Consider the following 25833-nt stretch of genomic DNA (forward strand, 5'->3'; position numbering starts at 1 on the left):
CCCGATGAACGGGGCGCTGGTCCTTCTTGTTGGGGCCCTCCGTCAATGCAGAGGGCCGCGTGCATCGATCAGCCGCGCAGGGACTTCTTGCGTTCGTGCTCGGACAGGAAGCGCTTGCGCAGGCGCACGCTCTTGGGCGTGATCTCGACCAGCTCGTCGTCGTCGATGAAGTCGACGCCGTATTCAAGCGTCAGGTCGATCGGCGGCGTGATCTTGATGGCGTCTTCCTTGCCGGAGACGCGGAAGTTGGTCAGCTGCTTGGTGCGCGTCGCGTTGACGACCAGGTCGTTGTCGCGGCTGTGGATGCCGACGATCATGCCTTCGTACACCGGGTCGTTCGGCTTCACGAACATGCGGCCGCGATCGTCCAGCTTGCCGAGGGCGTAGGTGAAGATTTCGCCGTCGTCCATGGAGATCAGCACGCCGTTCTTGCGGCCGCCGATGTCACCCTTGTGGGCTTCGTAGCCGTCGAAGATCGACGAGATCAGGCCCGAGCCACGGGTCAGGTTCATGAACTCGTTGCTGAAGCCGATCAGGCCACGGGCCGGGATGCGGTATTCCAGGCGCACGCGGCCATGGCCGTCCGGCTCCATGTTCAGCATCTCGCCCTTGCGCAGGCCCAGCGCCTGCATGACGCCACCCTGGTGGGTTTCTTCGACGTCAGCCGTCACCAGCTCCATCGGCTCGTGCTTGTCGCCGTCGACGTCCTTGAACATCACGCGGGGCTTGGACACGGCCAGCTCGTAGCCTTCGCGGCGCATGTTTTCCAGCAGGATGGTCAGGTGCAGTTCACCGCGGCCGCAGACCTCGAAGATGCCGTCTTCGTCGGTCTCCTTCACGCGCAGAGCCACGTTGTGCTGCAGTTCCTTCTGCAGGCGGTCCCAGATCTGGCGGCTGGTGACGAACTTGCCTTCGCGACCGGCCAGCGGGCTGGTGTTGACGCAGAAGTTCATCGTCAGCGTCGGCTCGTCCACCTTCAGCATGGGCAGCGGCGCCGGGTTGGCCGGGTCGGTCACGGTCACGCCGATGCCGATGTCCTCGATGCCGTTGATCAGCACGATGTTGCCCGGGCCGGCGTCGGTTACTTGCACGCGATCCAGGCCGTGGAAGGTCAGCACCTGGTTGATGCGGCCGTTGACGGCCTTGCCGTCCGGGCCTTCCATCACGGCGACCTGCATGCCGGTCTTGATCGTGCCCTGGCTGATGCGGCCCACGCCGATGCGGCCGACGAAGGTGGAGAAGTCCAGCGCCGAGATCTGCAGTTGCAGAGGGGCCGCCGGGTCACCCGACTGGGCAGGCACGTGCTTCAGAACGGTGTCGAACAGGGCCGACATGTCGGGGCCCCACTGCTCGCCAGGCGCGCCTTCAGTCAGCGACGTCCATCCGTTGATGCCCGAGGCGTAGACGACCGGGAAGTCGAGCTGCTCGTCGGTGGCGCCCAGCTTGTCGAACAGGTCGAACGCGGCGTTGATGACGGCGTCGGGCTTGGCACCCGGCTTGTCGACCTTGTTGACCACGACGATGGGCTTGAGGCCCAGCGCCAGCGCCTTCTTGGTCACGAAGCGCGTCTGCGGCATCGGGCCTTCCTGGGCGTCGATCAGCAGCACCACGCCGTCGACCATGGACAGCGCGCGTTCGACTTCACCGCCGAAGTCCGCGTGGCCCGGGGTGTCGACGATGTTGATGTGCGTACCGCCCCACGACACCGCGCAGTTCTTGGCCAGGATGGTGATACCGCGCTCGCGCTCGATGGCGTTGCTGTCCATCACGGTGTCGACGACCTTTTCATGGTCAGCGAAGGTGCCGCTCTGACGGAGCAGTTGGTCAACCATGGTGGTTTTGCCGTGGTCGACGTGGGCAATGATGGCAATGTTGCGGATCGGGGTGGTCATGGTGATGCTTTGGAAAGAACCGGTTCAGGCGGAGAGCAGAGCCTGGACCTCCGGCGGGGTCAACAGGCGGTCGGCGATCAGTTCGCCAGAAATGATGTGGGCGCTGCCGAGAAAGGCGCGCGCTTCGGGGCCGTAGACGCGCACGCGCTCGGCATCGGGCGCGTCGACACGGCGGCGCAGCCCGGACAGGAAACGCGCCGCTTCGGTGGCGGGCAGGCGCAGCTCGGGGGCTTCGGCCAGCAGGCGGTCGGGCGAGGTCAGCAGCGCGGCACGTTGCTCTTCGGGCAGCGCTTCCAAGACGGCGAGCGTGATGCTGCCGTCCAGCGTCAGGCTGCCGGAGCCCGTGCGGCGCAACGCGGCCAGCGATGCGCCACAGCCCAGCCGAGTGCCGATGTCTTCGGCCAGCGTGCGGATGTAGGTGCCTTTGGTGCAACGGACGTCGAGGGTCACGGTGCCAGCCTGCACGCTCACGATGTCGATGGCATGAATCGTCACGCGACGGCTCTTGCGCTCGATCTCGATGCCCGCGCGGGCGTATTCGTACAGCGCCTTGCCTTCGTGCTTCAACGCCGAGTACATCGGCGGCGTCTGGTCGATCTCACCGGTGAAGGCGGCGCAGGCTGCGGCGATCTGTTCGGCGGTGATGCCGTCGGCGTCAAGGCGCTCCAGCACCTCGCCTTCGGCGTCGCCGGTCGTCGTGCGGATGCCCAGGGCCAGCGTCGCGAGGTAGCGCTTGTCGGCGTCCAGGCTAAGCTGGCTGAACTTGGTAGCTGCGCCAAAGCACAGCGGCAGCAGGCCGGTGGCCAGCGGGTCCAGCGTGCCGGTGTGGCCGGCTTTCTCTGCGCGCAGCAGCCACTTGGCTTTCTGCAACGCGTCGTTGCTCGACAAGCCCAGCGGCTTGTCGAGCAACAACACGCCGTGCAGCGGGCGGCGTTGCACCCGAACGCGAGGCGGGCGACTTTCGTTCTGGACGTGCGGCTGAGAGGCCGACGCGACGACAGCAGCGACCTCAGTCATTCGGTTCCTCGTCCTCCAACGCGCGTGTCGCGTTGGCCCTGTTGATCAGCGCACTCATCTCGGCCGCACGCTCGATGGTGCGGTCGAACTGGAAGTGCAGCGTCGGCACGGTGTGGATCTGCAGGCGCTTGAAGAGCCCGTTGCGCAGGAAGCCAGCGGCCTCGTTCAGGGCTTCCGCCGTCTCGGCGGCATCGCCGACCAGCACGGAGAAAAACACCTTGGCATGCGCATAGTCCGGCGTGACCTCGATCGCATTGATGGTTGCCATGCCGATGCGCGGATCCTTGAGCTCGCGAATCAGCTCCGCCAGATCGCGCTGGATCTGGTCGGCGACGCGGAAAGCTCGGTTGGGGATGGCGCGTTTGTGTCTCATGGCAGGTTTCCTGAAAGAACAAACCCCGCCCCGAGGGGCGGGGTTAACCCTCGGGACTGAAGGTCAGAGCGTGCGGGCCACTTCCTTGATCTCGAAGAATTCGAGCTGATCACCTTCTTTGATGTCACTGTAGTTCTTGAGCTTGATACCGCACTCGAAGCCTTCCTTGACTTCGCGGACGTCGTCCTTCTCGCGGCGCACCGAGTCGACCTCGCCCGTGTAGACGACGGTGTTCTCGCGCAACAGTCGGAAGCGAGCGCCACGGCGGACCAAGCCGCTGGTGACCATCGAACCAGCCACCGTGCCGATCTTGGAAGCGACGAACACGACGCGGATCTCGGCCGTACCCAGCGCTTCTTCGCGTTGCTCGGGCGCCAGCATGCCGGACATGGCCTTGGTCACGTCGTCCACAGCGTCGTAAATGATGCTGTAGTAACGCAGATCGACCGCGTTGCCTTCGGCCAGCTTGCGCGCGCCGGCATCGGCCCGCACGTTGAAGCCGATGATGACGGCCTTGGAGGCGATGGCGAGGTTGATGTCGCTCTCGCTGATGCCGCCGACTGCCGCGTGGACGATCTGCACCTTGACCTCGGCGTTGCTGAGCTTGAGCAGCGAAGCGGCGAGCGCTTCCTGCGAGCCCTGCACGTCGCTCTTGATGATGAGCGGCAACGTCTGCACGTCGCCGGCGCCCATCTCGCTGAACATGTTCTCCAGCTTGGCGGCCTGCTGCTTGGCCAGCTTCACGTCGCGGTACTTGCCCGAACGGAAGGTAGCCACTTCGCGGGCACGGCGCTCGTCGCCCAGCACCATGAACTCGTCGCCGGCTTGCGGCACTTCGGTCAGGCCCTGGATCTCGACCGGAATGGACGGGCCAGCCTCGGTACAGGCCTTGCCGTCTTCATCCAGCATGGCGCGCACACGGCCAAAGGTGGAGCCCGCCAGCACGACGTCGCCGCGCTTGAGCGTGCCGCTCTGCACCAGCACGGTCGCGACCGGGCCCCGGCCCTTGTCCAGCTTGGCTTCGATGACGATGCCCTTGGCCATGGACTCGACCGGCGCCTTCAGCTCCAGCACTTCGGCCTGCAGCAGCACCTGCTCCAGCAGCTCGTCGATGCCCTGACCGGTCTTCGACGACACGCCGATGAACGGTGCCTCGCCGCCGAATTCTTCCGGCACGACCTGCTCGGCCACCAGCTCGCTCTTCACGCGCTCGGGATTTGCATCCGGCTTGTCGATCTTGGTCATCGCGACCACGATCGGCACGCCAGCGGCCTTCGCGTGGTGGATGGCTTCCTTGGTCTGCGGCATGACGCCGTCGTCAGCCGCGCAAACCAGGATGACGATGTCCGTCGCCTTGGCGCCGCGGGCACGCATGGCCGTGAAGGCCGCGTGACCCGGGGTGTCCAGGAAGGTGATCATGCCGCGCGGCGTCTCGACGTGATACGCGCCGATGTGCTGCGTGATGCCGCCGGCTTCGCCCGCGGCCACACGGGCACGGCGGATGTAGTCCAGCAGCGAGGTCTTGCCGTGGTCAACGTGGCCCATGACGGTGACGACCGGGGCGCGCGACAGAGACTCATGCTGCTGCTCGGTGGTGCCCTCTTCTTCGAGGAAGGCATCCGGATCGTCCAGCTTGGCGGGGAAGGCCTTGTGGCCCATTTCCTCGACCAGGATCATGGCCGTCTCTTGGTCCAGCTGCTGGTTGATGGTGACCATCTGGCCCAGCTTCATCAATTGCTTGATGACCTCGGCAGCCTTGACCGACATCTTGTGCGCCAGATCGGCCACGGAAATGGTTTCAGGCACGTGCACTTCCTGGATCTGCATTTCTGCAGGCGCCTGGAAGTTCGACTGGCCGTTGCCACCGCGGTCGTTGCCGCCACGGCGGCCACCGGCACCACCACGCGCCGGAGCGCGCCAGTTGCCGCCGCCACCCGGGCGGTTGGCGCCGGCAGGGCCGGCACCGATGGTCTTGAGGCCACGCTTCTTGGCGGCGTCATCGGCCCAGCTGGACGACAGTTTCTCGGATTTGACCGACTTCTTGTCGCCCGGCTTGGCAGCGGCGCTGCCCGGAGCAGCCGGTGCGCCAGGCGCGCCGACCTTCTTGTGGATGGTGCCCTTGATGCCCGCAGCCGGTTCAGCCGGCTTGGGCTCTTCCTTCTTGGCCGCGACCATCACCTTCTTGGGCGCGTTCATCATCGCGCGGATGGCAGCAGCCTCGGACTCGGCGGCCTTGCGGCGGCGGGCCAGATCGTCCTGCTTGTTCTTCTCTTCGGCAGCGGCGTCGACGGCCTTGACCACGCGCAACGCGGGCTTGGGCGGCTCGACCGGGGCGGCAACCACCACCGGGGCAGGTGCTTCCACCGGCGCAGCAGCGACAGGTTCCGGCGCAGGCACCTCGGCCGGTGCCGACTTGCTGCGACGGCTCGCTGCCGCCTTGTTGATCGCAGCGGCCTCGGCCGACGCAGCGGCAGAACTGCGTTGGCGAGCTTCGGCGACCACCTCCGGCTTGGCGGCTTCAGCGGCAGCCAGCGCGGCGGCTTCAGCAGCGGCAGCAGCGGCGGCTTCAGCAGCGGCCTGCTCCGCGGCGCGGCGCGCTTCGGCGGCTTCACGCGCAGCGCGTTCAGCATCCTCGCGGGCCTTCACCTTGGCGGCGAGTTCCTCTTCCTGCTGGCGCAATGCCTGGGCCTGGGCCTGGGCTTCTTCCTCGCGGCGCACCAGGTCGGCCTCTTCGGCACCGGCCGATGCCTCATCGTCACGCTTGACGAAGGTACGGGTCTTCTTGACCTGGACCTGGATCGTGCGGGCCTTGCCACTGGCATCGGCCTGCTTGATCTCGGTGGTCGACTTCTTGACGAGCGTGATCTTCTTGCGATCCGCAGCGGCAGTGCCGTGGGAAGAGCGCAGGTGGTCGAGCAGGCGTTCCTTGTCGCTCTCGCTCAGCGAGTCGTCGACGGAAGACTTCTTGACGCCCGCGGCATGCAGCTGCTCCAGCAGCGTGCCCGCCGGCTTGCTCAGCTCAGCGGCGAATTGGGCGACGGTAGTCACGGCCATGTGGGGATCCTTCAAATTACTTTCAGTGCGGCGCGGCGTTGATTGATCAGGCGTTGAACCAGTGTTCACGGGCCTTCATGATCAGCGCGCGCGCAGCGGCCTCGTCTTGTGCAGTCAGCTCGACCAGTTCGTCCACGGCCAGGTCGGCGAGGTCGTCACGGGTATTGATGCCACCTTCAGCCAGCTTGCTCAACAGCTCGGGCGTCACGCCTTCGAGATCGCGCAGATCCTGCGAAACCTCTTCGACCTTCTCTTCGCGGGCGATTTCCATCGTCAGCAGCGCATCCTTGGCACGGGTACGCAGCTCGTTGACCGTGTCCTCGTCGAAGGCCTCGATCTCCAGCATTTCCTGCATGGGCACGTAGGCGACTTCTTCCAGGCTGGTGAAGCCTTCGGCGATCAGGATGTCGGCGACTTCGGCGTCGACGTCGAGCTTCTCGACGAAGAGCTTGCGAACGCTTTCGGCCTCGATCTCATGCTTGGCAGCCGATTCCTCGGCCGACATGATGTTGATGCGCCAGCCGGTCAGCTCGGACGCGAGGCGCACGTTCTGGCCGCCACGGCCGATGGCGATGGCGAGGTTTTCCTCGTCAACGACAACGTCCATCGCATGGCGTTCTTCGTCAACCACGATGCTCTGCACGTTGGCGGGGGCCAGTGCGCCGATGACGAACTGGGCCGGGTCTTCACTCCACAGCACGATGTCGACGCGCTCGCCGGCCAGCTCGGTCGTCACGCCGTTGACGCGCGAACCGCGCACACCGACGCAGGTGCCGATCGGGTCGACGCGGCGGTCATGGCTGACGACGGCGATCTTGGCGCGGCTGCCGCTGTCGCGGGCGCAGCTCTTGATCTCCAGCAGGCCTTGCTCGATTTCCGGCACTTCCTGCGCGAAGAGTTCCTTCATGAACTCGGGCGACGAGCGCGACAGCATGATCTGCGGGCCACGCTGGGTCGGGTCGACGCCGAGGATGACGGCGCGCACGCGGTCACCGGTACGCAGGTTCTCTTTCGAGATCATCTCGCTGCGCTTCAAACGGCCTTCGACGCGACCGCTCTCGACAATGATGTCGCCCTTGTCCAGGCGCTTCACGGTACCGACGAAGATCTTCTCGCCGCGCGACATGAAGTCGTTCAGCAGTTGCTCGCGCTCGGCGTCGCGGATCTTCTGCAGGATGACCTGCTTGGCGGCTTGGGCACCGATGCGGCCGATGGGCACGGATTCGACCGGCTCTTCGATGTGGTCGTCCACCTCGATGTCGGCGATCTGGTCCTGAGCTTCGAACAGCAGGATTTCGGCGTCGGCGTTCTGCAGGCCGGCCTCGTTGGGAACGACGTGCCAGCGGCGGAAGGTCTCGTACTCGCCCGATTCACGGTCCACGCTGACGCGGATGTCGGCCTCGGCGCCGTAAAACTTCTTGGTGGCCGAGGCCAGCGCAGCTTCGACCGCACCGAACACGACATCACGCTCCACACTCTTTTCGCGCGAGATCGCGTCCACCAGCATCAACATTTCACGGTTCATTGCTTGAGACCTCCGTCAACCTTGTCTTGGCTGGGCGCCACCTCTTGGGGTTCGCCCGCTTGTTTCTTGAGTGATGCCTTTTTCGGCTTGATGACGCCACGCTGGCCCGGCTTGCGGTCGGGCGCCGGCTCGCCGCCACGCCCTTTGAAGCTGATCACCGGCACGAGGCGCGCTTCGCGCACCTCGTCGAGCGTGAAGTCGAGCGCCTGGTCAGCCGTGCCGTCGTCGAACACCAGGCGCCAGGCCTGGTCGTTCGCCGCATCCGGCTGAGCGCTGACGATGCCGCGGTACTTCTTGCGGCCCTGGAAAGGCATGCGCAGCGTGATGTCGATTTCCTGGCCGGTGAAGCGCGCGTAGTGCGCGGCATTCTTCAGCGGCCGATCCAGACCCGGCGAGGACACCTCGAGCCGGGAATACTCCAAACCCTCGACCTCCAGCACATACTGCAACTGGCGGGTGACCTTTTCGCAGTCGTCCACGTCGATCAACTCGCCGGCCTCTACCTGAGGCGCCAGCTTGTCGATCATCACGCGCAGCGTTCCACCACTGGCACTGCGTTCGCAGTCCACGAGTTCGTAACCGAGTCCGGTCACTGTCGTTTCCACAGCGGTTTGCCAACTCATGCGGGGATAGGCTTCGGATCTAGAGAAATCGAAAAAGCAAAAAAAATGGGCTGGATGAATCCGCCCAACTCGTTCACCAAAGCCAGCTCCGGGGGATGTCGTCCGGGGCTCGCGAGGGGCTAGCCTCGTTTCTGGTGAAAGACGGATTGTACTGTGCAAGTCCCGTGCCGGCAAGCTGCCGCCCCTGGCGCGTGCCAGAATCTGAGGCTGTTTGAGACCTCACAGGAGACAAGAATGGGCTTTCTCGCCGGCAAGCGGCTGCTGATCACGGGCGTGCTGTCCAACCGCTCCATCGCCTACGGCATCGCCCGGGCCTGCCACCGTGAAGGCGCAGAGCTGGCTTTCAGCTATCAGGGCGAGCGTTTCAAGGACCGCATCACCGAATTCGCCGCCGAATTCGGCTCCAGCCTGATCTATGACTGCGACGTGACCAGCGACGAGCAGATGGAGGCTCTGTTCAACCAGCTCGGCGAGATCTGGCCCGAGTTCGACGGCTTTGTTCATTCCATCGGTTTTGCGCCGCGCGACGCGATTGCCGGCAATTTCCTCGATGGCATGACGCGCGAGAACTTCCGCATCGCCCACGATATTTCGGCTTACAGCTTCCCAGCGATGGCCAAACTGGCTGCGCCGAGGCTGCGCGCCGGCGCCGCGCTGCTGACGCTGAGTTATCTCGGCGCCATCCGCGTCGTGCCCAACTACAACACCATGGGCCTGGCCAAGGCCAGCCTGGAAGCCAGCGTGCGTTACCTGGCTCAGGCCCTGGGCTCCAAGGGCGTACGGGTCAACGGCATCTCGGCCGGCCCGATCAAGACGCTGGCGGCCTCGGGCATCAAGGACTTCGGCAAGCTGCTGGGCCAGTTCGCAGCCCAGGCGCCCATCCGCCGCAACGTGACCATCGATGACGTCGGCAACACGGCCGCCTTCCTGCTGTCGGATCTAGCCGCAGGTATCAGCGCCGAGATCACCTATGTGGACGGTGGCTTCAGCCACACTGCGATGGCCATGGAGTGAGCTGGAGGGGTTCCTGCGTCACGTACAACTCGTGACATTTGCAGGAATCAGCCACGCAAGTTGTTGCAAGGCTGACAGGCTTGGTCAGCGATGGGCGCAAATCGTCAGTCGCGTGACCTGCAAGCCCTAAGAAACGACGCACGGCGTCAGTTTTGAGGGATGCCAGCCATGGCATGAGCGTTGCAGCATGGAGTTGTCCTTGTCCGGAGCAACTCCATGATTTGCCCTCCTCCCCCACACATCGTCCGTGTCGCCGCGCTGGCTTTCGCCGGCAGCCTGGCCGCCGGCCCGGTGATCGCCCAGACGATCACCGTCTACAGCAGCGGCAATCTGCCGATTGCCACCACGCGCCAGCTCACCGCCTACGTGCCGCTGTCGCCCAACACCGTCACCTGGACGGTCAATGGCATCGCCGGCGGCAACACGACGGTCGGCACGGTCAGCGACCGCGGTCTCTACACGTCGCCAGCGGCGGTGCCGATGCAGAGCGACGTCACCGTCACGGCCACCAGCACGGCCTTCCCGGCCAAGTCCGGCAGCATCACGCTGAGCATCACGCAGGTGCAGCCGCGGCTGTGGGGCATCAGCCCGGCCGCCGTGCCGGCCGGCGCCTTCACGCTCAAGCTCAACGGCGCGTCCTTACCGACCAACGTCGCCGTGAAGATCGGCGACCTACAGGCTGCGGTCACACGCGTGTCGGCCACGCAGTTGCTGGCTTCGGCGACGGCCCCCAGCACCTGGCTGGGCAAGACGCAACCGGTGCAAGTCTGGGCCACGGGTCTGGGCGCCATTGGCTCCGACGTGGTCAACCTGTCAATCTCGGCATCCGCGCCGGCCCCGACACCGGCCCCCTCCCCTGCGCCCACGCCGGCTCCTTCACCATCCCCAAGCCCGGCACCTGCTCCGGTGCCCTCGCCGGTGCCGGGCCCCGGCCAAGGCACGGCCAACCTGGCGGCCGCCCGCTTCCTGGAGCAAGCCAGCTTCGGCCCCAACGCCACTTCTGTGGCCCGCGTGCAAAGCCTGGGCCAGGACGCCTGGCTGACCGAGCAGTTCGGCCTGGCCGAAACGGCCGTCGCGACGCCCGCCGACGGCAACACATCGACCGTCGCAGCGCAGATGCTGAACCGGCTGACCGACGCACCCGACCAGTTGCGCCAGCGCGTGGCCTATGCCCTGGCCCAGGTCATCGTCATCTCGGCCAACAAGAACATCTACGCCGAAGAGATCGCGCCGCATCTGCGCACGCTGAGCAAGAACGCCTTCGGCAACTACCGCACGCTGCTGGAAGAGGTGGCACGCAGCCCGCAGATGGGCAAATACCTCGACCTGGCCAACAGCAACAAGCCGCTGGGCGGCTCGTCGGCCAACGAGAACTTCGCGCGCGAGCTGATGCAGCTGTTCACCATCGGACTGGTCAAGCTGAATGCCGATGGCAGCCCGCAGCTGGACTTGTCCGGCCGCACCATCCCGACCTATGACCAGTCCACCATCCAGCAGGTGGCCCTGGCGCTGACCGGCTGGACCTATGTCGGCACCGGCACCAACAACTGGGAGAACTTCAGCGGGGCCATGGTGCTGCGTGAGGTCAACCACGACCAGCGTGCCAAGAGCTTCCTGGGCTGCAGCCTGGCCGCCAACCAGGGCACGGATGCCGACCTGAAGGCGACGCTGGACTGCCTCTTCCAGCACCCCAACACGCCACCCTTCGTCGCGCAGCGGCTGATCCGCCAGTTGGTCAAGAGCAACCCCAGTCCGGCCTATGTGCAGCGCATTGCCGCCGTGTTCACCAACAACGGCAGCGGCGTGCGCGGCGACCTGCGCGCCGTCGTGCGAGCCATCCTGCTCGACACCGAGGCCCGCAACGACACGACCAGCACCAACGACGGCCGCCTGCGCGATCCGATGCAACACATCGCCGCCACCTTGCGCGCACTGAACGGCGGCTTCCAGCCTGGCAATCAGCTGGGTTGGGAGATCGGCCGCACCGGCCAGACGCCGCTGACGCCGCCCTCGGTGTTCGGTCACTACTCGCAGCTCTTCCGCCTGCCGCAGACGACGCTGAACGCGCCGGAGTTCCAGATCTATACGCCCACCGAGGCGACGCTGCGCGGCAACTTCATGTGGGCGCTGCTGACCCAACTGGGAACGAATATGCGCGTCAACCTGCAACCCTTCACGGCGGTGGCGAACGACACCACGGCGCTGATCAACGCGGTGGACCAGGCCCTGCTGTGGGGTCGCATGTCGACCGCCATGCGCCAGAGCCTGGCGAATGCGATCAACGCGCAGCCCGACGCCAACCAGCGTGTGCAGGTGGCGCTGTACCTGACGCTGCTGTCCGGCCAGCACGCCATCCAACATTGAGGAGGGACGAGCCATGACCGCCCACAACACCACCCGCCGCGCCCTGCTGCGCGCCGCCTGCGCCCTCACCGCCGCGCCGGCCCTGCCCAGCCTCGCGCAGACCACCGAGGACTACCGCGCCCTCGTCTGCATCTTCTTGGCCGGCGGCTGCGATGGCCACAACGTGCTGATCCCGCAGAGCGCGGCCGCCTATGCCGCCTACCGCAGCCTGCGCGGTGGCCTGGCCCTGCCCGACCAGTCCGCCAGCCTGCTGCCCATCACGACGACCGATGGCGTGGCCTATGCGCTGAACTCGGGCCTGCAGACCGTCCACCCGCTGTGGGCGCAGGGCAAGCTGGCGGCGATCGCCAACGTCGGCCCGCTGCTGGCGCCGACGACACGCGCCCAGATCACATCCGGCACGGCGACGCTGCCGGCCAACCTGTTCTCGCACTCCGACCAGATGCTGCAGACCCAGGCCGGCAACGGCGGCGGCGGCGGCACGGGCTGGGGTGGACGCACGGCGGATGCGTTGATTGCCCGCAATGGCACGTCGCGCTTTCCGGCCGCCGTGTCGATGTCCGGTGGCGCGCTGTTTGCCAACGGCGCCCAGGTGCCCAGCGCCAGCCTCATTCCCGGCTTCAACCTCGACGTCAGCGGCATGAGCACTTGGCCGGCCTCGGCCACCACGGCGCGCAGCCAGGCCCTGAACGAGATCCTGGCACTGGACGGTGGCGTGAAGCTGATCCAGGCCGCCAACCAGGTGCGCCGCGATGCCCTCAGCCTTGGCACGCTGCTGCGCAGCAGCGGCGCAGGCACCGTCAACACGGTCTTCCCTGGCACCGACCTCGGCCGCCAGTTGCAGCAGGTGGCGCGCGTCATCGCGCTGCGCGGCAGCGTCGGCGTGAAGCGCCAGGTCTTCTTCGTCCAGCTCGGTGGCTTCGACACGCACAGCGGCCAGAGCTGGCAGCAGTGGGACCTGCTGCGCCAGCTCGGCGACGCGATGGGCGCCTTCTACAACGCGACTGCAGAGCTCGGCGTGGCGTCCATGGTCACCAGCTTCACGCAGAGCGAGTTCGGCCGCTCGCTGCAGCCCAGCGGCTCGGGGACGGACCACGGCTGGGGCAACCATCACCTCATCCTCGGCGGCGCGGTCAAGGGCGGCCAGGTCTACGGCCGCTTCCCCTACCCCGCCCTGGGCGGCGCGGACGATGCCGGTAGCCGCGGCGCGCTGATCCCGTCCACCTCGCTGGAGCAGTTCGGCGCGACACTCGCGCGCTGGTTCGGCCTCGACGTCGCCGCGCTCAACGTGGCTTTCCCGGCGCTTGCCGCCTTCGCACCACAGGACCTCGGATTCATGGCCGCATGAGTTTCAGCCGCACGCAGTTGCTGCCGCCCAGCCAGGCGCTGGCGCCCTATGTCCAGGCCATCGCCGTGCGCCGGCCCAGCCTGCAGGGCCCGTTGCTGCCGGCGGTGCAGTGCTTTCCGGCCAATGTGCTGGGCGCGCTGACGGTGCTGCATCGCGGCGACTGGACAGACGCCGACACGGACCGCTCGCTGGCGGAGCTGGAGCTGGCCGGCCCACGCCTGACGCCGGCACGGCGGGCCTACGCCAACGACCCGGTCATCACGACGGTGCTGCTGCGCCCGGGCGTGCTGAACTGGCTGTTCGACCTGCCTGCCGTGTCCTGGCTCAACCAGCGCCGCCCGGCTGCCCAGGTCGTCGGCGCCGCTACCGCGCAGGGGCTGATGGGCCAACTGCGCCGCGCGACGAGCACGGCGGCCGAGGTCTGGGTCATCGAGCAGCAGTTGCAGGACTGGATCTCTTGCGCGCAGGCACGCAAGCCCTGGCAGGCGCCGCCCAAGGTACCCGCCGACGCCGGCCGTGTCGGTGACTGGGCAGGTGCGGCGACGTCCAGCGCGCGCCAGCTGCAGCGCCGCGTTGGCGACGCCCTGGGCCTGCCACCCAAGTCGCTGCTGCGCATCGAGCGGCTGCAGGAGGGCCTGAGGCGGGTCGCCGATGGCGAGACGCTGGCCGACGTCGCCACGCGCTGCGGCTTCAGCCATGCGGCCCACATGGGGCGCGAGTTCCGCGCGCTGACGGGCTTGAGCCCGGCCGGCGTGCGCCGCGACCTGACGCGCCACGAGGGCCTGCCCTGGCGCATGGGCAGCACGCCCGCCTGATCGACGACAGAGCAAGGGCTGCCCCGATGCGGTAGCGCCTTGAAAGCGCTTACATTTCGGCCGACTCTAACGAGGAGACTCGATGAAGACGGCCATCCTCTACGCCGCCGGCCTACTGGCCCTGTCGTCGCTGACTGCCTGGGCCGAACCGGCGACACCGCCGCTGTCGGTAGCTGCCGCCGACGCCGTGCCCTGGAAGCCAGCGGCCGTCATCGCGCTGGCTGAAAAGGCGGGCCGCTGGCAGTTGAAGGCGCTCGAACGCGGCGAACACCCGCGATCGGTCAAGTCCATGCCCGATCCCAAAGGCTGGGAACAGGGAGCGCTGTTCGTCGGCCTCGTGGCGCTGGCAGACCACAGCAAGCAGCCGGAGTTTGCCCAAGCCATCATGCAGCGCGGCAAGGACAACGGCTGGCAGCCCGGCAGCCGCGTCTATCACGCCGACGATCACACCATTGGTACGGCTTATCTGTGGGCGGCACGCCATGGCGCCGGCGCCGCGGCGATGGCGCCTCTGCGCGAACGCTTCGACCAGATCCTGGCGAACCCGAGCAGTGTCGACCTGCACTTTGTCGAAATGCCGGACCGCAGCGTGCCGTCGGTGGACCGCTGGTCCTGGTGCGATGCCATCTTCATGGCGCCACCCGTCTGGCTCGAGTTGGCCAAGGCGACCGGCGAGGCCAAGTACGCCGCCTTCGCCAAGAAGGAGTTCTGGGCGACGACCGAACTGCTCTATGACAAGGAGGAGCAACTCTACTTCCGCGACAGCCGCTTCTTCGAGCGCCGCGACATCAATGGCCGCAAGGTCTTCTGGTCGCGTGGCGATGGCTGGGTCTTCGCCGGCCTGGCGCGGATGCTGGAGCAGCTGCCGAGGAACGACCCCGACCGCCCGCGCATCACCGCCATCTTTCGCGACATGGCCGTGAAGCTGAAGGCCATCCAGAAGCCCGATGGGTTCTGGTCGCCATCGCTGCTGGGCGACCCCGAGACGGCGCTGCCGGAATCGAGCGGCACGGGCTTCTACACCTATGGCTTCGCCTGGGGCATCAAGGCCGGCTTGCTGGACCGCAAGGCCTACGAGCCCGTGGTGCGCAAGGGCTGGGCCGCGCTGGCCCGCGCCGTGCGCGCCGACGGCCGGGTGGGCTATGTGCAACCGGTCGGGGACCGCCCCGACGCCGTCGAGTACGACGACACGCAGCATTACGGTGTCGGCGCCTTCCTGCTGGCGGCCACCGCCGTCGCGGACTTGAATCTGCCGCCAGTCGAACCGTTGAAGGCTGCCGTCACGGTGGAGAACCCTTCGTCTCACGACCAGCCGAGCGCCTTGGTTTCAGTACTGGCCGCCCAGGTTGGTGCCGGCGCAGGCAACTGGTCGGTGCTGAGCGATGGCCGCGTCTACGCCGCCCAGTACAACCCGAGCGCCGACGGCCAGCCAGCGAGCGTGAGCCTCGTGCTGCCGATGAAGGCGCATGCCAAGGCCGTCGTCCGTTTTGTGCCGCAGAGTGCCCCGCTGCCGTTGCAGACCCAGGCCATCCTCAACGTCCGCGAGGGCGGCACGTTGCAGGACAAGGCCTTCAAGGGCGGCGTCTTCCATCTGCGCAAGGATTTCAAGGTGCCGGCCGGGCACACGGGCCACGACGGGCTGATCGCCTTCGAGGGCCTGGGTTGGGAAAGCGACAAGGTGGCCTACCGCCTCTATCTCGACGACCGGAACGCCACCGACATCTACGGCAAGAAGCTGCCTCGCCCCGTCCTGCAGTCCATCGGCCAGGGCGCGGACGACTATCACGCGATGGCCGACTGGGGGCAGGACATCCTGCAGGTCGACCGGTCGCTGGGCATCGGCGGCATCGGCGAAGTCCGCAACGGCAAGGCGTCGCAGGTGGGCGCCGGCCAGGTGGTGGGTCACGTCGCCAGCGAGGGACCCGTCAGCGCCAGCGCCACGGTCGAAAACCTCGGCTTCAACGGCGGGGCGTCAAGCCTCGTCACGCGCTATCGCATCCACGCGGGATCGGCGCTGACCTGGGTCGACGCCAAGGGCAGCGGCATGAGCGGGCCGGTCGCCGCAGGCATCGTCCATCACAAGGGCATGACGGTGCTGAAGGCAGACAAGGCCAGCAACGGCTGGAGCTACATCGCCACCTGGGGCCGGCAGAGCCTGGCGGGCGACGATCTCGGCCTCATCCTCTTCTTCCCGGAAGAGGCGGTGGCCACGCGCTTCAACAACGACGGCGAGACGCTGTTCGTCACCTTCAAGGACGCCGCCAAGGTGCGCTACGCCTTTGCCCAGGCCTGGGTGCAGGACGCATCCGGCGTGCGCGACCTCGACGGCTTCAAGGCCTGGATCGCCACCACGCTCGACGGCTTGAACCACCCGGTCCGCGTCTTGCACGCGGACCGCAAGAAGTAAGGCCGATCAGGCCTTCACGCAGTCCACGTAGTAGCGGCCGCGTCCGGTCTCCTCGTCCACCTCGTGGACGAGGCCATGCACATCCGTCGCGAAGCCGGGGAACTTGGCATTGAAGCTGCGCGTGAACTTCAGGTAGTCGACGATCTTCTTGTTGAAGCCTTCGCCGGGAATCAGCAGCGGAATGCCGGGGGGATAGGGCGTCAGCAGCGAGGTGGTGATGCGGCCTTCCAGGTCATCGATGCCGACGCGCTCGGTCTTGCGCTGCGCGATGTGGGCATAGGCGTCCGTCGGCGTCATCAGCGGCTGCAGGTTGGACAGGTACATGTCCGTCGTCAGACGCGCGATGTCGCCCTCGGCATAGGCTTGGTGGATGCTCTGGCAGAGGTCGCGCAAGCCCATGCGTTCGTACTTGGGGAACTTGGCGCAGAACTCCGGCAGGATGCGCCACAGCGGCGCGTTCTTGTCGTAGTCGTCCTTGAACTGCTGCAGTGCGGTCAGCAGCGTGTTCCAGCGGCCCTTGGTGATGCCGATGGTGAACATGATGAAGAAGGAGTACAGCCCCGTCTTCTCGACGACAACGCCGTGTTCGACGAGGAACTTCGTCACCACCGACGCCGGAATGCCGGTTGCCGCGAAGCGGCCTTCCATGTCCAGCCCGGGCGTGATGATGGTGGACTTGATCGGGTCCAGCATGTTGAAGCCTTCGGCCAGTCCGCCGAAGCCATGCCAGTCCTCGTCGGCATGGAGCATCCAATCTGCCGAAACAGGCTCACCGCCCTCATCCGCACGCAGGAAGTCCGGACCCCAGACCTTGAACCACCAGTCGTCGCCGTAGTCCGACTCGACCTTGCGCATCGCGCGGCGGAAGTCCAGCGACTCGCGGATGCTCTCCTCCACCAGCGCCGTGCCGCCGGGAGGCTCCATCATCGCGGCGGCCACATCGCAGCTCGCAATGATCGAGTACTGCGGTGAGGTCGACGTGTGCATCAGGTAGGCCTCGTTGAAGAGGTGCTTGTCGAGCTTGACGCTCTGCGAGTCCTGCACCAGCACCTGCGAAGCCTGCGAGATGCCCGCCAGCAGCTTGTGCGTGGATTGGGTCGCGTAGACCATGGCTTCCTTCGGGCGCGGGCGGTTCTTGCCCATCGCGTGGAACTGGCCGTAGAAGTCGTGGAAGGCGGCGTGCGGCAGCCAGGCCTCGTCGAAGTGCAGCGTCGGGATGTAGCCGTCGAGCTTCTTCTTGATGGTCTCGGTGTTGTAGAGCACGCCGTCGTAGGTGCTCTGCGTCAGCGTGACGATGGATGGCTTGACGGTGTCGGGGTCGACGTGCGCGAGCAGCGGGTTGGCGGCGATCTTCGCGCGGATGGCCTCGGGGCTGAACTCGCTCTCGGGGATGGGGCCGATGATGCCGTAGTGGTTGCGCGTCGGCGTCATGAAGACGGGGATGGCGCCGCACATGATGATGGCGTGCAGGTTGCTCTTGTGGCAGTTGCGGTCGATGACGACGACATCGCCCGGCGCCACCGTGTGGTGCCACACCATCTTGTTGGACGTGGACGTGCCGTTGGTGACGAAGAAGCAGTGGTCGGCGTTGAAGATGCGCGCGGCGTTCTTCTCGCTCTGGGCGATGGGGCCGGTGTGGTCCAGCAGTTGGCCGAGCTCTTCCACGGCGTTGCACACGTCGGCGCGCAGCATGTTCTCGCCGAAGAACTGGTGGAACATCTGGCCGACCGGGCTCTTCAGGAAGGCCACGCCGCCGGAGTGGCCGGGGCAGTGCCAGGAGTACGAGCCGTCCTGGGCGTAGTCCATCAGCGCCTTGAAGAACGGCGGCGCCAGGCCGTCAAGGTAGCTCTTGGCCTCGCGGATGATGTGGCGGGCCACGAACTCCGGCGTGTCCTCGAACATGTGGATGAAGCCGTGCAGCTCGCGCAATACGTCGTTAGGCAGATGCTGGCTGGTGCGCGTCTCGCCGTAGACGTAGATCGGGATGTCCGGGTTGCGGTTGCGGATTTCCTGGATGAACTTGCGCAGGTTCAGCACGACGGGGTCCATCTCGGGCCCGGCGGTGAACTCTTCGTCGTCGATGGACAGGATGAAGGCCGAGGCGCGGCTCTGTTGCTGGGCGAACTGCGACAGGTCGCCGTAGCTCGTCACGCCCAGAACCTCCATGCCTTCCTTCTGGATGGCCTCGGCCAGCGCGCGGATGCCCAGGCCAGAGGTGTTCTCCGAGCGGTAGTCCTCGTCAATGATGACGACGGGAAAGTGAAAACGGATCATCTCGGCCTCCAGCGGGCGGGCATCAAAAAACGAAGCGGCGAAGTGTAGGGCCGCAATATGTCCAAGCCCCATCCCTGGGGCCAAGCACGCGTTCTAAACTGATTCAATACCCAAGACGCGGAGAGGCATCATGGATTTGAACTGGGCCACCGTCTGGTGGGTCGCGGCGGGCGTGCTCGTAGCAGCCGAGCTGGCCAGCGGCACCTTCTATCTGCTGATGCTGGCCGTGGGAGCAGCGGGGGGCGCACTTGCGGCGCATCTGGGCATGGGGCCGACAGGGCAAGTGCTGGTGGCCGCGCTGATCGGCGGCGTCGCCGTCGTCGGCTGGCATCTGCGGCGCGCCAAGGCCGCCAAGCCGGCGCCAGCGTCCAGCAATCCTGACGTGAACCTCGACATCGGCCAGAGCGTGCAGGTCAACGCCTGGTCGGTCGATGGCCTGGCGCAGGTGCAGTACCGCGGCGCCGCCTGGCAGGCCCGCTTCATCGGCAGCACGCCTGCCCAGAGCGGCCGACATGTCATCCGCGCCGTCGAAGGCAGCTGCCTGCTGCTGGACCGCTGAACGCCTTCGGCTCAAGAACGCCATCCGAGAGACCTTATGGAAATCGCACTCGTCATCCTCGTCATCGCCGCCATCTTCGTGGTTCGCTCCATCAAGGTCGTACCGCAGCAACACGCCTGGGTCGTCGAACGCCTGGGCAAATACCACGCGACCTTGACGCCCGGACTGAACTTCCTCGTGCCCTTTGTCGACCGCCTGGCCTACAAGCATTCGCTGAAGGAGATCCCGCTCGATGTACCCAGCCAGGTCTGCATCACCAAGGACAACACGCAGCTGACGGTGGACGGCATCCTGTACTTCCAGGTCACCGACCCGATGCGCGCGAGCTACGGTGCGAGCAACTACGTCATCGCCATCACGCAGCTCGCGCAAACCACGCTGCGCTCCGTCATCGGCCGCATGGAGCTGGATCGCACGTTCGAAGAGCGGGCCGTCATCAACACCTCCGTCGTCGAGGCGCTGGATGAAGCCGCGCTGAACTGGGGCGTCAAGGTGCTGCGCTATGAAATCAAGGACCTGACGCCGCCGCCGGCCATCCTGCATTCCATGCAGGCCCAGATCACCGCCGAGCGCGAGAAGCGCGCGCTGATCGCGGCCTCGGAGGGCCGCCGGCAGGAGCAAATCAACATCGCGACCGGCGAACGCGAAGCCGCGATTGCGCGCTCCGAAGGCGAGAAGCAGGCCGAGATCAACCAGGCCCAGGGCCAGGCTGCAGCCATCACGGCGGTGGCCGACGCGACGTCAGACGCCATCCGCAAGATCGCCGCCGCCATCCAGCAGCCGGGGGGCGATCAGGCGGTGCAGCTCAAGGTCGCGGAGAAAGCCGTCGACGCCTACGCCCAGCTCGCCCAGAAGAACAACACGATGATCGTGCCGGGCAACATGAGCGAAGTCGCCGGTTTGATCGGAACGGCCATGGCGCTGCTCAAGGGCGGCACCAAACCCTGAGGCTTGAAAGTAAAAAAGCCCGCGAGGGCCCTAGCAAGGGCAGTCGCGGGCGCAAGACGTTCGGGGGGCGCCGAACGAAAGCGATGGAGGTTGTCGCTTTTCCTTAGATCCGCCCAAGGATCGAGATCAGTTACCCGTGATAGGGAAGCCCAGCAGTTCCGCGACAACTTCCCAAAAAGAAACGTGTTCCATTTGCACCATCCAGCTAGCAGCGTTGAGATGGCACTCAGTGTGTGGGAGGTGTCGAAAACGGAGAACTACAAACCCTGGTAGGGGCTCGCGTCGTCAGAGGAGCCCCACCTCCATCGCCTTCAGCACGGCTTGATGCTTGGTCGACACGTCGAGCAGCTTGAAAAGCTGCTTCATGTGGTAGTTCACCGTGTTCTCGCTGATGCCCAGCAGACTCCCGACAACCCAGGCACTCTTGCCGTCCATCGTCAGCTTCAGGATCTCAAGCTGACGGGGCGGAAGGCGCAGCTCGGGTTGCGTCGATCTCTTGGACACGAGCAGCCGCCCCGCAGCGTCTTGAGCATGAACAGCAAGCAATTGCAGGTCCGCAATCATCCGATTCAGCTTGGTCGGATCCTTGGGCAAGGGTGCCTCCCGATCGACGCCAAGCAGCAGTCGGCGGTAGCCAGGCATTTGGACACCCACAGCCACACCCGTCCGGTAGCCGAACGGCGCATACATCTCCCATAGCTCGCCTGCGCCGGCGTCCACATAAAAACCCTGGTCGTAAATCAGCGGCTTGGTCAGATGCGCCAGGCGCTGATGCACGGGGTCGCGTTGCGCGTAGCTGTTGTCTCTGGAGATCTCCAGAAACGCCTCGGGCGTATTGCCCACCGCGACGTACTCGGTCTTCGCACCTGGACCGCGATGTTCGATGGCAAGCACGCCAACGACCAGACCGAAGTCCAGGTCGTTCGCGAAATCGATCAACCCCTGTCGGAAGGACGTGATGTTTTCCGCTTGGCTGACTTGTTCGTACCGCTGCAGGTTCATGCGCTACTAGGGTTGGTAGGAGCAGCGCGTTCACGACGAACGCACACTGCAAACCATCCAAATGAAGGGAGAACCGCATGCAGATGGCAGCTTGGCAACTGATGGCCTGCGAAACGGTCGTCAAGACTGTAAACGAGTTCGAATTGGCGACCCATGAACTGCGTCAAGTCGGAAGCAGCGTTAGGGTGCACGATGCACGCTCCGGACTGCGCTCCGGGCAAGAGGTATGGGCCACGTCGGACGGCGGCGAGCCGATCCAGATTGCGTGGGAGTGGACGGAGATCCAACCCGATGTCGTCGCGCTGTTCGACCCGATGAACATTCTCTGCAACGTGGCGCTGATCGACGGTGAGGGTCACGCACTGGCCCGCTCACGGCGCATGCTGCACCTGAACAACGTCATCCATCAGCTTGACTGGCGCGACACGCTGGACTGGCGGCGAGCCAGTCAACGCATCAGTTGTGCAGCGTGACCCTCGCAATAGGTTATGATGGCAGGCTTGCAGGAGAGGTGGATGAGCGGTTTAAGTCGCACGCCTGGAAAGCGTGTGTGGGTTTATCCCCACCGCGGGTTCGAATCCCGCCCTCTCCGCCAAGCATGATCGGGCCCGCAAGGGCCCGTTTTGCTTTTTGCGCTTCCTCCGTGCGAACCACCCAACTGCAATTCGTCCCCGGGAAAGCGCAATTCGTCGCGCGACGCTGGTTTGCTCACGGCACTTGCTGAACACTGCAACGCGTGCCTTGCTGTCTGCGAGGCGGGAGGCGGAGATGTCGCGAATGCTTAAGGGTTGGACGAGCTTGTGTTTGGCGCTGGGCCTGGTGGCCGGTGGGTTGCCTGCCGAAGCCAGCGAGGTGGTCAAGCTGGCACGGCTGGTCGTCAGCGGCAAGCGCAGCCCCAGCGAAGCCCCCCGCACGGCCCCGGCCGAATCCCGGCCGGCGAGCACCAGCCCCCAGGCTCATAGCAGCGGCGGCAGCGATGACGCCGGCACGGCCCCGGCACCTTCGCGCGGCGTTTCCTGACGATCAGATAACAGCAGCCCAAAACAAAATGCGCCGAAACCCGCGAGGGTTTCGGCGCATTGCTATTTGTGGCGGAGTGGACGGGGCTCGAACCCGCGACCCCCGGCGTGACAGGCCGGTATTCTAACCAACTGAACTACCACTCCGCGTGGGATGAATTCGATATTGTCTTTCAACAATATCCAAGCTCATCAAGCTTGCCTGTCTTGCGACAGGATTATCAACAAACCCCGTCTTGCGACGAGACTGCCAATAGTGGCGTCCCCTAGGGGATTCGAACCCCTGTAATCACCGTGAAAGGGTGGTGTCCTAGGCCTCTAGACGAAGGGGACTCAATCTTTCAAATCAAAACTGCGTGCCACTCAAATATCCACAAGGGAATTTGGTGGAGGTAAGCGGGATCGAACCGCTGACCTCTTGCATGCCATGCAAGCGCTCTCCCAGCTGAGCTATACCCCCGTCAATTTCATGACGGTCGCAAAAACAAACGGCCAATAAATTGGCCGTTGTTTATCGGGCGGACCCGATGGAATCCTTGGCGGAGTGGACGGGGCTCGAACCCGCGACCCCCGGCGTGACAGGCCGGTATTCTAACCAACTGAACTACCACTCCGCGTGGGATGAATTCGATATTGTCTTTCAACAATACCCAAGCTCATCAAACTTGGCGTCCCCTAGGGGATTCGAACCCCTGTAATCACCGTGAAAGGGTGGTGTCCTAGGCCTCTAGACGAAGGGGACTAAACCTTCGCGACTTGAACCGCGCGCCACTCAAAACCTCTTTCAAGATTTTGGTGGAGGTAAGCGGGATCGAACCGCTGACCTCTTGCATGCCATGCAAGCGCTCTCCCAGCTGAGCTATACCCCCGTTTTGATTCTCGATTTGTCGGTACCGTAGTGGCTATCGACTTGTCGTTAATCGCTTCGTTTGCGGCGCTGTTCAAGCGAGACAAAGAGTATATGACGAAAATCAGACTGATTGCAAGCGGTCGAGAACTTTTTTCCGATCGAAGTGCTCGAGCACCGCGTCCAGGCTCGGCGTCTGCGCACGGCCGCACACCAGAACACGCACGGGAACTGCCAGTTGCGGCATCTTGAGGCCTGCCGCAGCAAGTGTCTCCTTCAATGCCTGCTGGATAGTCGCCTTGTTCCAATCGGTCAGCGCATTCAAGCGATCTGCGAGAGCCGCCAGCGCCGGGCGGACAGCGTCGGTGATGTGCGCTGCCAGTTCTTCGACCGAGGGCGTTACTGGCGCGAAGTACATGCTCAACCAGTCCGCCAATGCCGCGGCGGTGGCGCAGCGGTCCTTGAACAGGCCGACCTTGGGCAGCACCTGCTCCGCGGTTACGGCGATGCCCTTGGCGGCCAACTGCGCGACGACCAGACCCGCCAGTCGCGCTTCGTCGGCCTGCTTCACGTAGTGCCCGTTGACCCAATCCAGCTTGGCCGGGTCCCACTGGGCCGGGCTCTTGGAAAGATGACTGCCGTCGAACCAGGCCACCATCTGCTCTGCCGAGAACAACTCATCGTCACCATGGCTCCACCCCAGGCGGGCCAGGTAGTTCAGCATCCCCTCGGGCAGATAGCCGTTCGCGGCGTAGTCCATCACGCTGACCGCGCCGCGGCGCTTGGACAGCTTCAGGCCGTCGTCGCCCAGGATGATGGGCAGATGGCCAAAGGACGGCAGCGGCGCGCCCAGCGCGTTGAAGATGTTGATCTGCCAGGGCGTGTTGTTGACGTGCTCGTCGCCGCGGAAGACATGGCTGATGCGCATGTCCCAGTCGTCGACGACGACGGCGAAGTTGTAGGTCGGCACACCATCCGTGCGCGCAATGATCAGGTCGTCGATCTCGCGGTTGTTGATCGTGATCGGGCCTTTGACGACGTCATCCCACGTCACGTCGCCGCCCACCGGGTTGGCGAAGCGGATGACCGGCTTCACGCCCTCGGGCGGCGTGGGCAGCGTCTTGCCGGGTTCGGGACGCCAGCGACGGTCGTAGAGCGTCTTTTCGCCGCGTGCGCGCTGAGCCTCACGCATCGCTTCAAGATCCTCGGGCGTCGCGTAGCAGCGGTAGGCCTTGCCCTCCGCGATCAATTGATCCACGACCGCCTGGTAGCGGTCCAGGCGCTGCATCTGGTAGATCGGGCCTTCGTCATAGCTCAGGCCCAGCCAGTTCATCGCCGCGATGATCTGGTCGACGGAGTCCTGCGTGGAACGGGCCACGTCGGTGTCCTCGATGCGCAGCACGAACTCGCCACCGTGATGGCGGGCATAGGCCCAGGAGTAGAGGGCCGTACGGGCCGTGCCCAGGTGCAGGAAACCGGTCGGCGACGGCGCGATGCGCGTGCGGACCTTGTCGAAATTGGAGCTCATCGGGTTTTCAGAGTGGAGAGGCCGCGAGCCAAGTCGTCGCAGATGTCGTCGACATGCTCGAGGCCGACGGCCAGGCGGATCAGCCCCTGGCCGATGCCGGCGGCCTGGCGCTGCGCCTCGCTGAGGCGGCCGTGGGAGGTCGTGGCGGGGTGGGTGATGATGGACTTGGTATCGCCGAGGTTGGTGGCGATGGAGACGACACGCGTGCTGTCGATGACGTGGAAGGCCGCGGCGCGCGCGGCCTCAGGTGAGTCCGCCTTCAATTCGAAGGACAGCACCGCCCCACCCTGCCCCGACTGCTGGCGCATGGCCAGGTCGTGCTGCGGATGAGACCCCAGAGACGGGTAGTAGACCCGCGCCACTTCGGGCTGAGCCTCCAGCCAACGAGCCACGGTAAAGGCCTGCTCGCTCTGCGCCTTCATGCGCAAGGACAGCGTCTCCAAGCCCTTCAGCACGACCCAGGCGTTGAACGGCGCCAACGTCATGCCCACCGTACGCAGCACGGGGCCGAAGACATCGCGGATCAGCTTGTTCGGCCCGCACAGCGCGCCGGCCATCACGCGGCCTTGGCCGTCCATGTACTTGGTGGCCGAGTGCATGACGATGTCGGCGCCCATCTCGGCCGGCCGTTGCAGCGCCGGCGTCGAGTAGGTGTTGTCGACGGCCAGCAGCGCGCCCGCATCGTGAGCCATGTCGGCCAGCGCGCGGATGTCGCAGATCTCGGTCAGCGGGTTGGTTGGCGTCTCGGCGAAGAAGAGCTTGGTCGTCGGCTTGATGGCCGCACGCCATTCGGACAGATCGGTCTGCGAGACAAACGTCGTCTCCACGCCGAACTTGCCGAATTCCTTGGCGAACAGGTTGATCGTCGAGCCGAACACCGAGCGCGAGCAGATGACGTGATCGCCGGCCTTCAGCACGCCCATGCCCAGCAGCAGGATGGCGCTCATGCCCGTCGATGTGGCGATCGCAGCTTCGGTGCCTTCGAGGGCGGCCAGGCGCGCCTCCAAGCTGCGCACGGTCGGGTTGCTGGTGCGCGAGTAGGTGAAGTCCTCGGAGTTGGAGAACTTGCGTGCCGAGGTTTCAGCGTCGGGTTGAACGTAAGCCGTCGTCAGGAACAGCGCTTCCGAGTTCTCGCCATGCTGGCTGGGCTCAAGCGCCGTGCGGACGGCCAAGGTCTCCGGGCGCAGACCGTCGGGCAGCGGGCGGCGGGCTGAGTCACTCATG

General features: G+C 65.5%; 18 protein-coding genes, 7 tRNA genes and 1 pseudogene. 10 read left to right on the forward strand and 16 right to left on the reverse strand.

From position 1 onward, the window contains the following. Positions 1 to 68: 68 nt before the first annotated feature. From typA to rimP, 6 genes and pseudogenes are all read right to left on the reverse strand, one after another. Complete coding sequence (typA, locus tag AC07V5_RS27130; RefSeq protein WP_495118737.1) at positions 69 to 1892, reverse strand: translational GTPase TypA; 1824 nt, start codon at positions 1890 to 1892, stop codon at positions 69 to 71. A gap of 24 nt (positions 1893 to 1916) precedes the next feature. After that, a complete protein-coding gene (gene truB, locus AC07V5_RS27135) occupies positions 1917 to 2909 on the reverse strand; it encodes a tRNA pseudouridine(55) synthase TruB (protein ID WP_495118738.1) in 993 nt (330 codons plus the stop codon). After that, a complete protein-coding gene (gene rbfA / locus AC07V5_RS27140) occupies positions 2902 to 3282 on the reverse strand; it encodes a 30S ribosome-binding factor RbfA (RefSeq protein WP_495118739.1) in 381 nt (126 codons plus the stop codon). Before rbfA ends, truB begins: the two co-directional genes overlap by 8 nt. Before the next feature lie 63 nt (positions 3283 to 3345). Beyond that, complete coding sequence (gene infB, locus AC07V5_RS27145) at positions 3346 to 6336, reverse strand: translation initiation factor IF-2 (protein WP_495118740.1); 2991 nt, start codon at positions 6334 to 6336, stop codon at positions 3346 to 3348. A 46-nt stretch (positions 6337 to 6382) separates the two neighbouring features. Beyond that, the gene (gene nusA / locus AC07V5_RS27150; protein WP_495118741.1) at positions 6383 to 7861 is read right to left on the reverse strand and encodes a transcription termination factor NusA; all 1479 of its coding nucleotides are present in this window, start codon (positions 7859 to 7861) and stop codon (positions 6383 to 6385) included. Positions 7862 to 7986: 125 nt separating this feature from the next. Further along, a pseudogene (rimP, locus tag AC07V5_RS27155) lies at positions 7987 to 8484 on the reverse strand (ribosome maturation factor RimP); the annotation flags it as partial. A gap of 234 nt (positions 8485 to 8718) precedes the next feature. On the opposite strand from rimP, the gene fabI reads away from it, so the two are divergent. From fabI to AC07V5_RS27180, 5 genes are all read left to right on the forward strand, one after another. Then, positions 8719 to 9498 carry an enoyl-ACP reductase FabI gene (gene fabI / locus AC07V5_RS27160; protein WP_495118742.1) on the forward strand — a complete coding sequence of 260 codons (780 nt, stop codon included), beginning with the start codon at positions 8719 to 8721 and terminating at the stop codon, positions 9496 to 9498. Positions 9499 to 9714: 216 nt separating this feature from the next. Next, positions 9715 to 11862, forward strand: coding sequence for a DUF1800 domain-containing protein (locus AC07V5_RS27165; protein WP_495118743.1), 2148 nt, complete (start codon positions 9715 to 9717; stop codon positions 11860 to 11862). A gap of 13 nt (positions 11863 to 11875) precedes the next feature. After that, positions 11876 to 13210: a DUF1501 domain-containing protein gene (locus AC07V5_RS27170; RefSeq protein ID WP_495118744.1), complete on the forward strand. Its 1335-nt coding sequence runs from the start codon at positions 11876 to 11878 to the stop codon at positions 13208 to 13210. Next, positions 13207 to 14025 (forward strand): helix-turn-helix domain-containing protein, encoded by an 819-nt coding sequence (locus tag AC07V5_RS27175; protein ID WP_495118745.1) that lies wholly within the window; start codon positions 13207 to 13209, stop codon positions 14023 to 14025. Before AC07V5_RS27170 ends, AC07V5_RS27175 begins: the two co-directional genes overlap by 4 nt. 82 nt (positions 14026 to 14107) lie before the next feature. Then, on the forward strand, positions 14108 to 16432 hold the full coding sequence (locus AC07V5_RS27180) for a glycoside hydrolase family 88 protein (protein WP_495118746.1): 2325 nt from the start codon (positions 14108 to 14110) through the stop codon (positions 16430 to 16432). A gap of 6 nt (positions 16433 to 16438) precedes the next feature. Here the strand turns inward: AC07V5_RS27180 and AC07V5_RS27185 are convergent, their stop codons facing one another. Then, positions 16439 to 18706 (reverse strand): Orn/Lys/Arg family decarboxylase, encoded by a 2268-nt coding sequence (locus tag AC07V5_RS27185; RefSeq protein WP_495118747.1) that lies wholly within the window; start codon positions 18704 to 18706, stop codon positions 16439 to 16441. A 130-nt stretch (positions 18707 to 18836) separates the two neighbouring features. On the opposite strand from AC07V5_RS27185, the gene AC07V5_RS27190 reads away from it, so the two are divergent. Beyond that, the gene (locus AC07V5_RS27190) at positions 18837 to 19265 is read left to right on the forward strand and encodes an NfeD family protein (protein WP_495118748.1); all 429 of its coding nucleotides are present in this window, start codon (positions 18837 to 18839) and stop codon (positions 19263 to 19265) included. Positions 19266 to 19301: 36 nt separating this feature from the next. After that, positions 19302 to 20213, forward strand: a complete 912-nt coding sequence (locus AC07V5_RS27195) for an SPFH domain-containing protein (protein ID WP_495118749.1) — start codon at positions 19302 to 19304, stop codon at positions 20211 to 20213. 285 nt (positions 20214 to 20498) lie between these two features. Here the strand turns inward: AC07V5_RS27195 and AC07V5_RS27200 are convergent, their stop codons facing one another. Next, entirely contained in the window at positions 20499 to 21215 is a 717-nt protein-coding gene (locus tag AC07V5_RS27200) for an autoinducer binding domain-containing protein (RefSeq protein ID WP_495118750.1), read from the reverse strand. A gap of 77 nt (positions 21216 to 21292) precedes the next feature. On the opposite strand from AC07V5_RS27200, the gene AC07V5_RS27205 reads away from it, so the two are divergent. The 3 genes from AC07V5_RS27205 (at position 21293) to AC07V5_RS27215 (ending at position 22235) form a co-directional block, all read left to right on the forward strand. Continuing rightward, on the forward strand, positions 21293 to 21688 hold the full coding sequence (locus AC07V5_RS27205) for a DUF4902 domain-containing protein (RefSeq protein ID WP_495118751.1): 396 nt from the start codon (positions 21293 to 21295) through the stop codon (positions 21686 to 21688). Between the two features lie 32 nt (positions 21689 to 21720). Further along, positions 21721 to 21810: transfer RNA gene (locus AC07V5_RS27210), tRNA-Ser, on the forward strand. A gap of 173 nt (positions 21811 to 21983) precedes the next feature. Next, positions 21984 to 22235: a hypothetical protein gene (locus tag AC07V5_RS27215; RefSeq protein WP_495118752.1), complete on the forward strand. Its 252-nt coding sequence runs from the start codon at positions 21984 to 21986 to the stop codon at positions 22233 to 22235. Positions 22236 to 22304: 69 nt separating this feature from the next. Here the strand turns inward: AC07V5_RS27215 and AC07V5_RS27220 are convergent. The 8 genes from AC07V5_RS27220 to AC07V5_RS27255 all read right to left on the reverse strand — a co-directional run bounded on the left by AC07V5_RS27220 (position 22305) and on the right by AC07V5_RS27255 (position 25832). Then, a tRNA-Asp gene (locus AC07V5_RS27220) sits at positions 22305 to 22381 on the reverse strand. Positions 22382 to 22491: 110 nt separating this feature from the next. After that, a tRNA-Glu gene (locus AC07V5_RS27225) sits at positions 22492 to 22567 on the reverse strand. Between the two features lie 51 nt (positions 22568 to 22618). After that, a tRNA-Ala gene (locus AC07V5_RS27230) sits at positions 22619 to 22694 on the reverse strand. A gap of 77 nt (positions 22695 to 22771) precedes the next feature. Further along, positions 22772 to 22848 (reverse strand) — tRNA-Asp (locus AC07V5_RS27235). Between the two features lie 52 nt (positions 22849 to 22900). Then, a tRNA-Glu gene (locus tag AC07V5_RS27240) sits at positions 22901 to 22976 on the reverse strand. A gap of 51 nt (positions 22977 to 23027) precedes the next feature. Next, positions 23028 to 23103: transfer RNA gene (locus AC07V5_RS27245), tRNA-Ala, on the reverse strand. A 102-nt stretch (positions 23104 to 23205) separates the two neighbouring features. After that, positions 23206 to 24609 carry a glutamate--tRNA ligase gene (gene gltX / locus AC07V5_RS27250; protein WP_495118753.1) on the reverse strand — a complete coding sequence of 468 codons (1404 nt, stop codon included), beginning with the start codon at positions 24607 to 24609 and terminating at the stop codon, positions 23206 to 23208. Next, on the reverse strand, positions 24606 to 25832 hold the full coding sequence (locus AC07V5_RS27255; protein ID WP_495118754.1) for an O-succinylhomoserine sulfhydrylase: 1227 nt from the start codon (positions 25830 to 25832) through the stop codon (positions 24606 to 24608). The genes gltX and AC07V5_RS27255 overlap by 4 nt, the downstream gene beginning before the upstream one ends. Position 25833: the final 1 nt, after the last annotated feature.

Source organism: Roseateles sp. GW821-FHT02E12, from assembly GCF_059421665.1.

Coding starts and splice junctions, on each gene's coding strand:
- typA (WP_495118737.1), bottom strand. CDS start 1,892: ATGACCACCCCGATCCGCAACATTGCCATCATTGCCCACGTCGACCAC.
- truB (WP_495118738.1), bottom strand. CDS start 2,909: ATGACTGAGGTCGCTGCTGTCGTCGCGTCGGCCTCTCAGCCGCACGTC.
- rbfA (WP_495118739.1), bottom strand. CDS start 3,282: ATGAGACACAAACGCGCCATCCCCAACCGAGCTTTCCGCGTCGCCGAC.
- infB (WP_495118740.1), bottom strand. CDS start 6,336: ATGGCCGTGACTACCGTCGCCCAATTCGCCGCTGAGCTGAGCAAGCCG.
- nusA (WP_495118741.1), bottom strand. CDS start 7,861: ATGAACCGTGAAATGTTGATGCTGGTGGACGCGATCTCGCGCGAAAAG.
- fabI (WP_495118742.1), top strand. CDS start 8,719: ATGGGCTTTCTCGCCGGCAAGCGGCTGCTGATCACGGGCGTGCTGTCC.
- AC07V5_RS27165 (WP_495118743.1), top strand. CDS start 9,715: ATGATTTGCCCTCCTCCCCCACACATCGTCCGTGTCGCCGCGCTGGCT.
- AC07V5_RS27170 (WP_495118744.1), top strand. CDS start 11,876: ATGACCGCCCACAACACCACCCGCCGCGCCCTGCTGCGCGCCGCCTGC.
- AC07V5_RS27175 (WP_495118745.1), top strand. CDS start 13,207: ATGAGTTTCAGCCGCACGCAGTTGCTGCCGCCCAGCCAGGCGCTGGCG.
- AC07V5_RS27180 (WP_495118746.1), top strand. CDS start 14,108: ATGAAGACGGCCATCCTCTACGCCGCCGGCCTACTGGCCCTGTCGTCG.
- AC07V5_RS27185 (WP_495118747.1), bottom strand. CDS start 18,706: ATGATCCGTTTTCACTTTCCCGTCGTCATCATTGACGAGGACTACCGC.
- AC07V5_RS27190 (WP_495118748.1), top strand. CDS start 18,837: ATGGATTTGAACTGGGCCACCGTCTGGTGGGTCGCGGCGGGCGTGCTC.
- AC07V5_RS27195 (WP_495118749.1), top strand. CDS start 19,302: ATGGAAATCGCACTCGTCATCCTCGTCATCGCCGCCATCTTCGTGGTT.
- AC07V5_RS27200 (WP_495118750.1), bottom strand. CDS start 21,215: ATGAACCTGCAGCGGTACGAACAAGTCAGCCAAGCGGAAAACATCACG.
- AC07V5_RS27205 (WP_495118751.1), top strand. CDS start 21,293: ATGCAGATGGCAGCTTGGCAACTGATGGCCTGCGAAACGGTCGTCAAG.
- AC07V5_RS27215 (WP_495118752.1), top strand. CDS start 21,984: ATGTCGCGAATGCTTAAGGGTTGGACGAGCTTGTGTTTGGCGCTGGGC.
- gltX (WP_495118753.1), bottom strand. CDS start 24,609: ATGAGCTCCAATTTCGACAAGGTCCGCACGCGCATCGCGCCGTCGCCG.
- AC07V5_RS27255 (WP_495118754.1), bottom strand. CDS start 25,832: ATGAGTGACTCAGCCCGCCGCCCGCTGCCCGACGGTCTGCGCCCGGAG.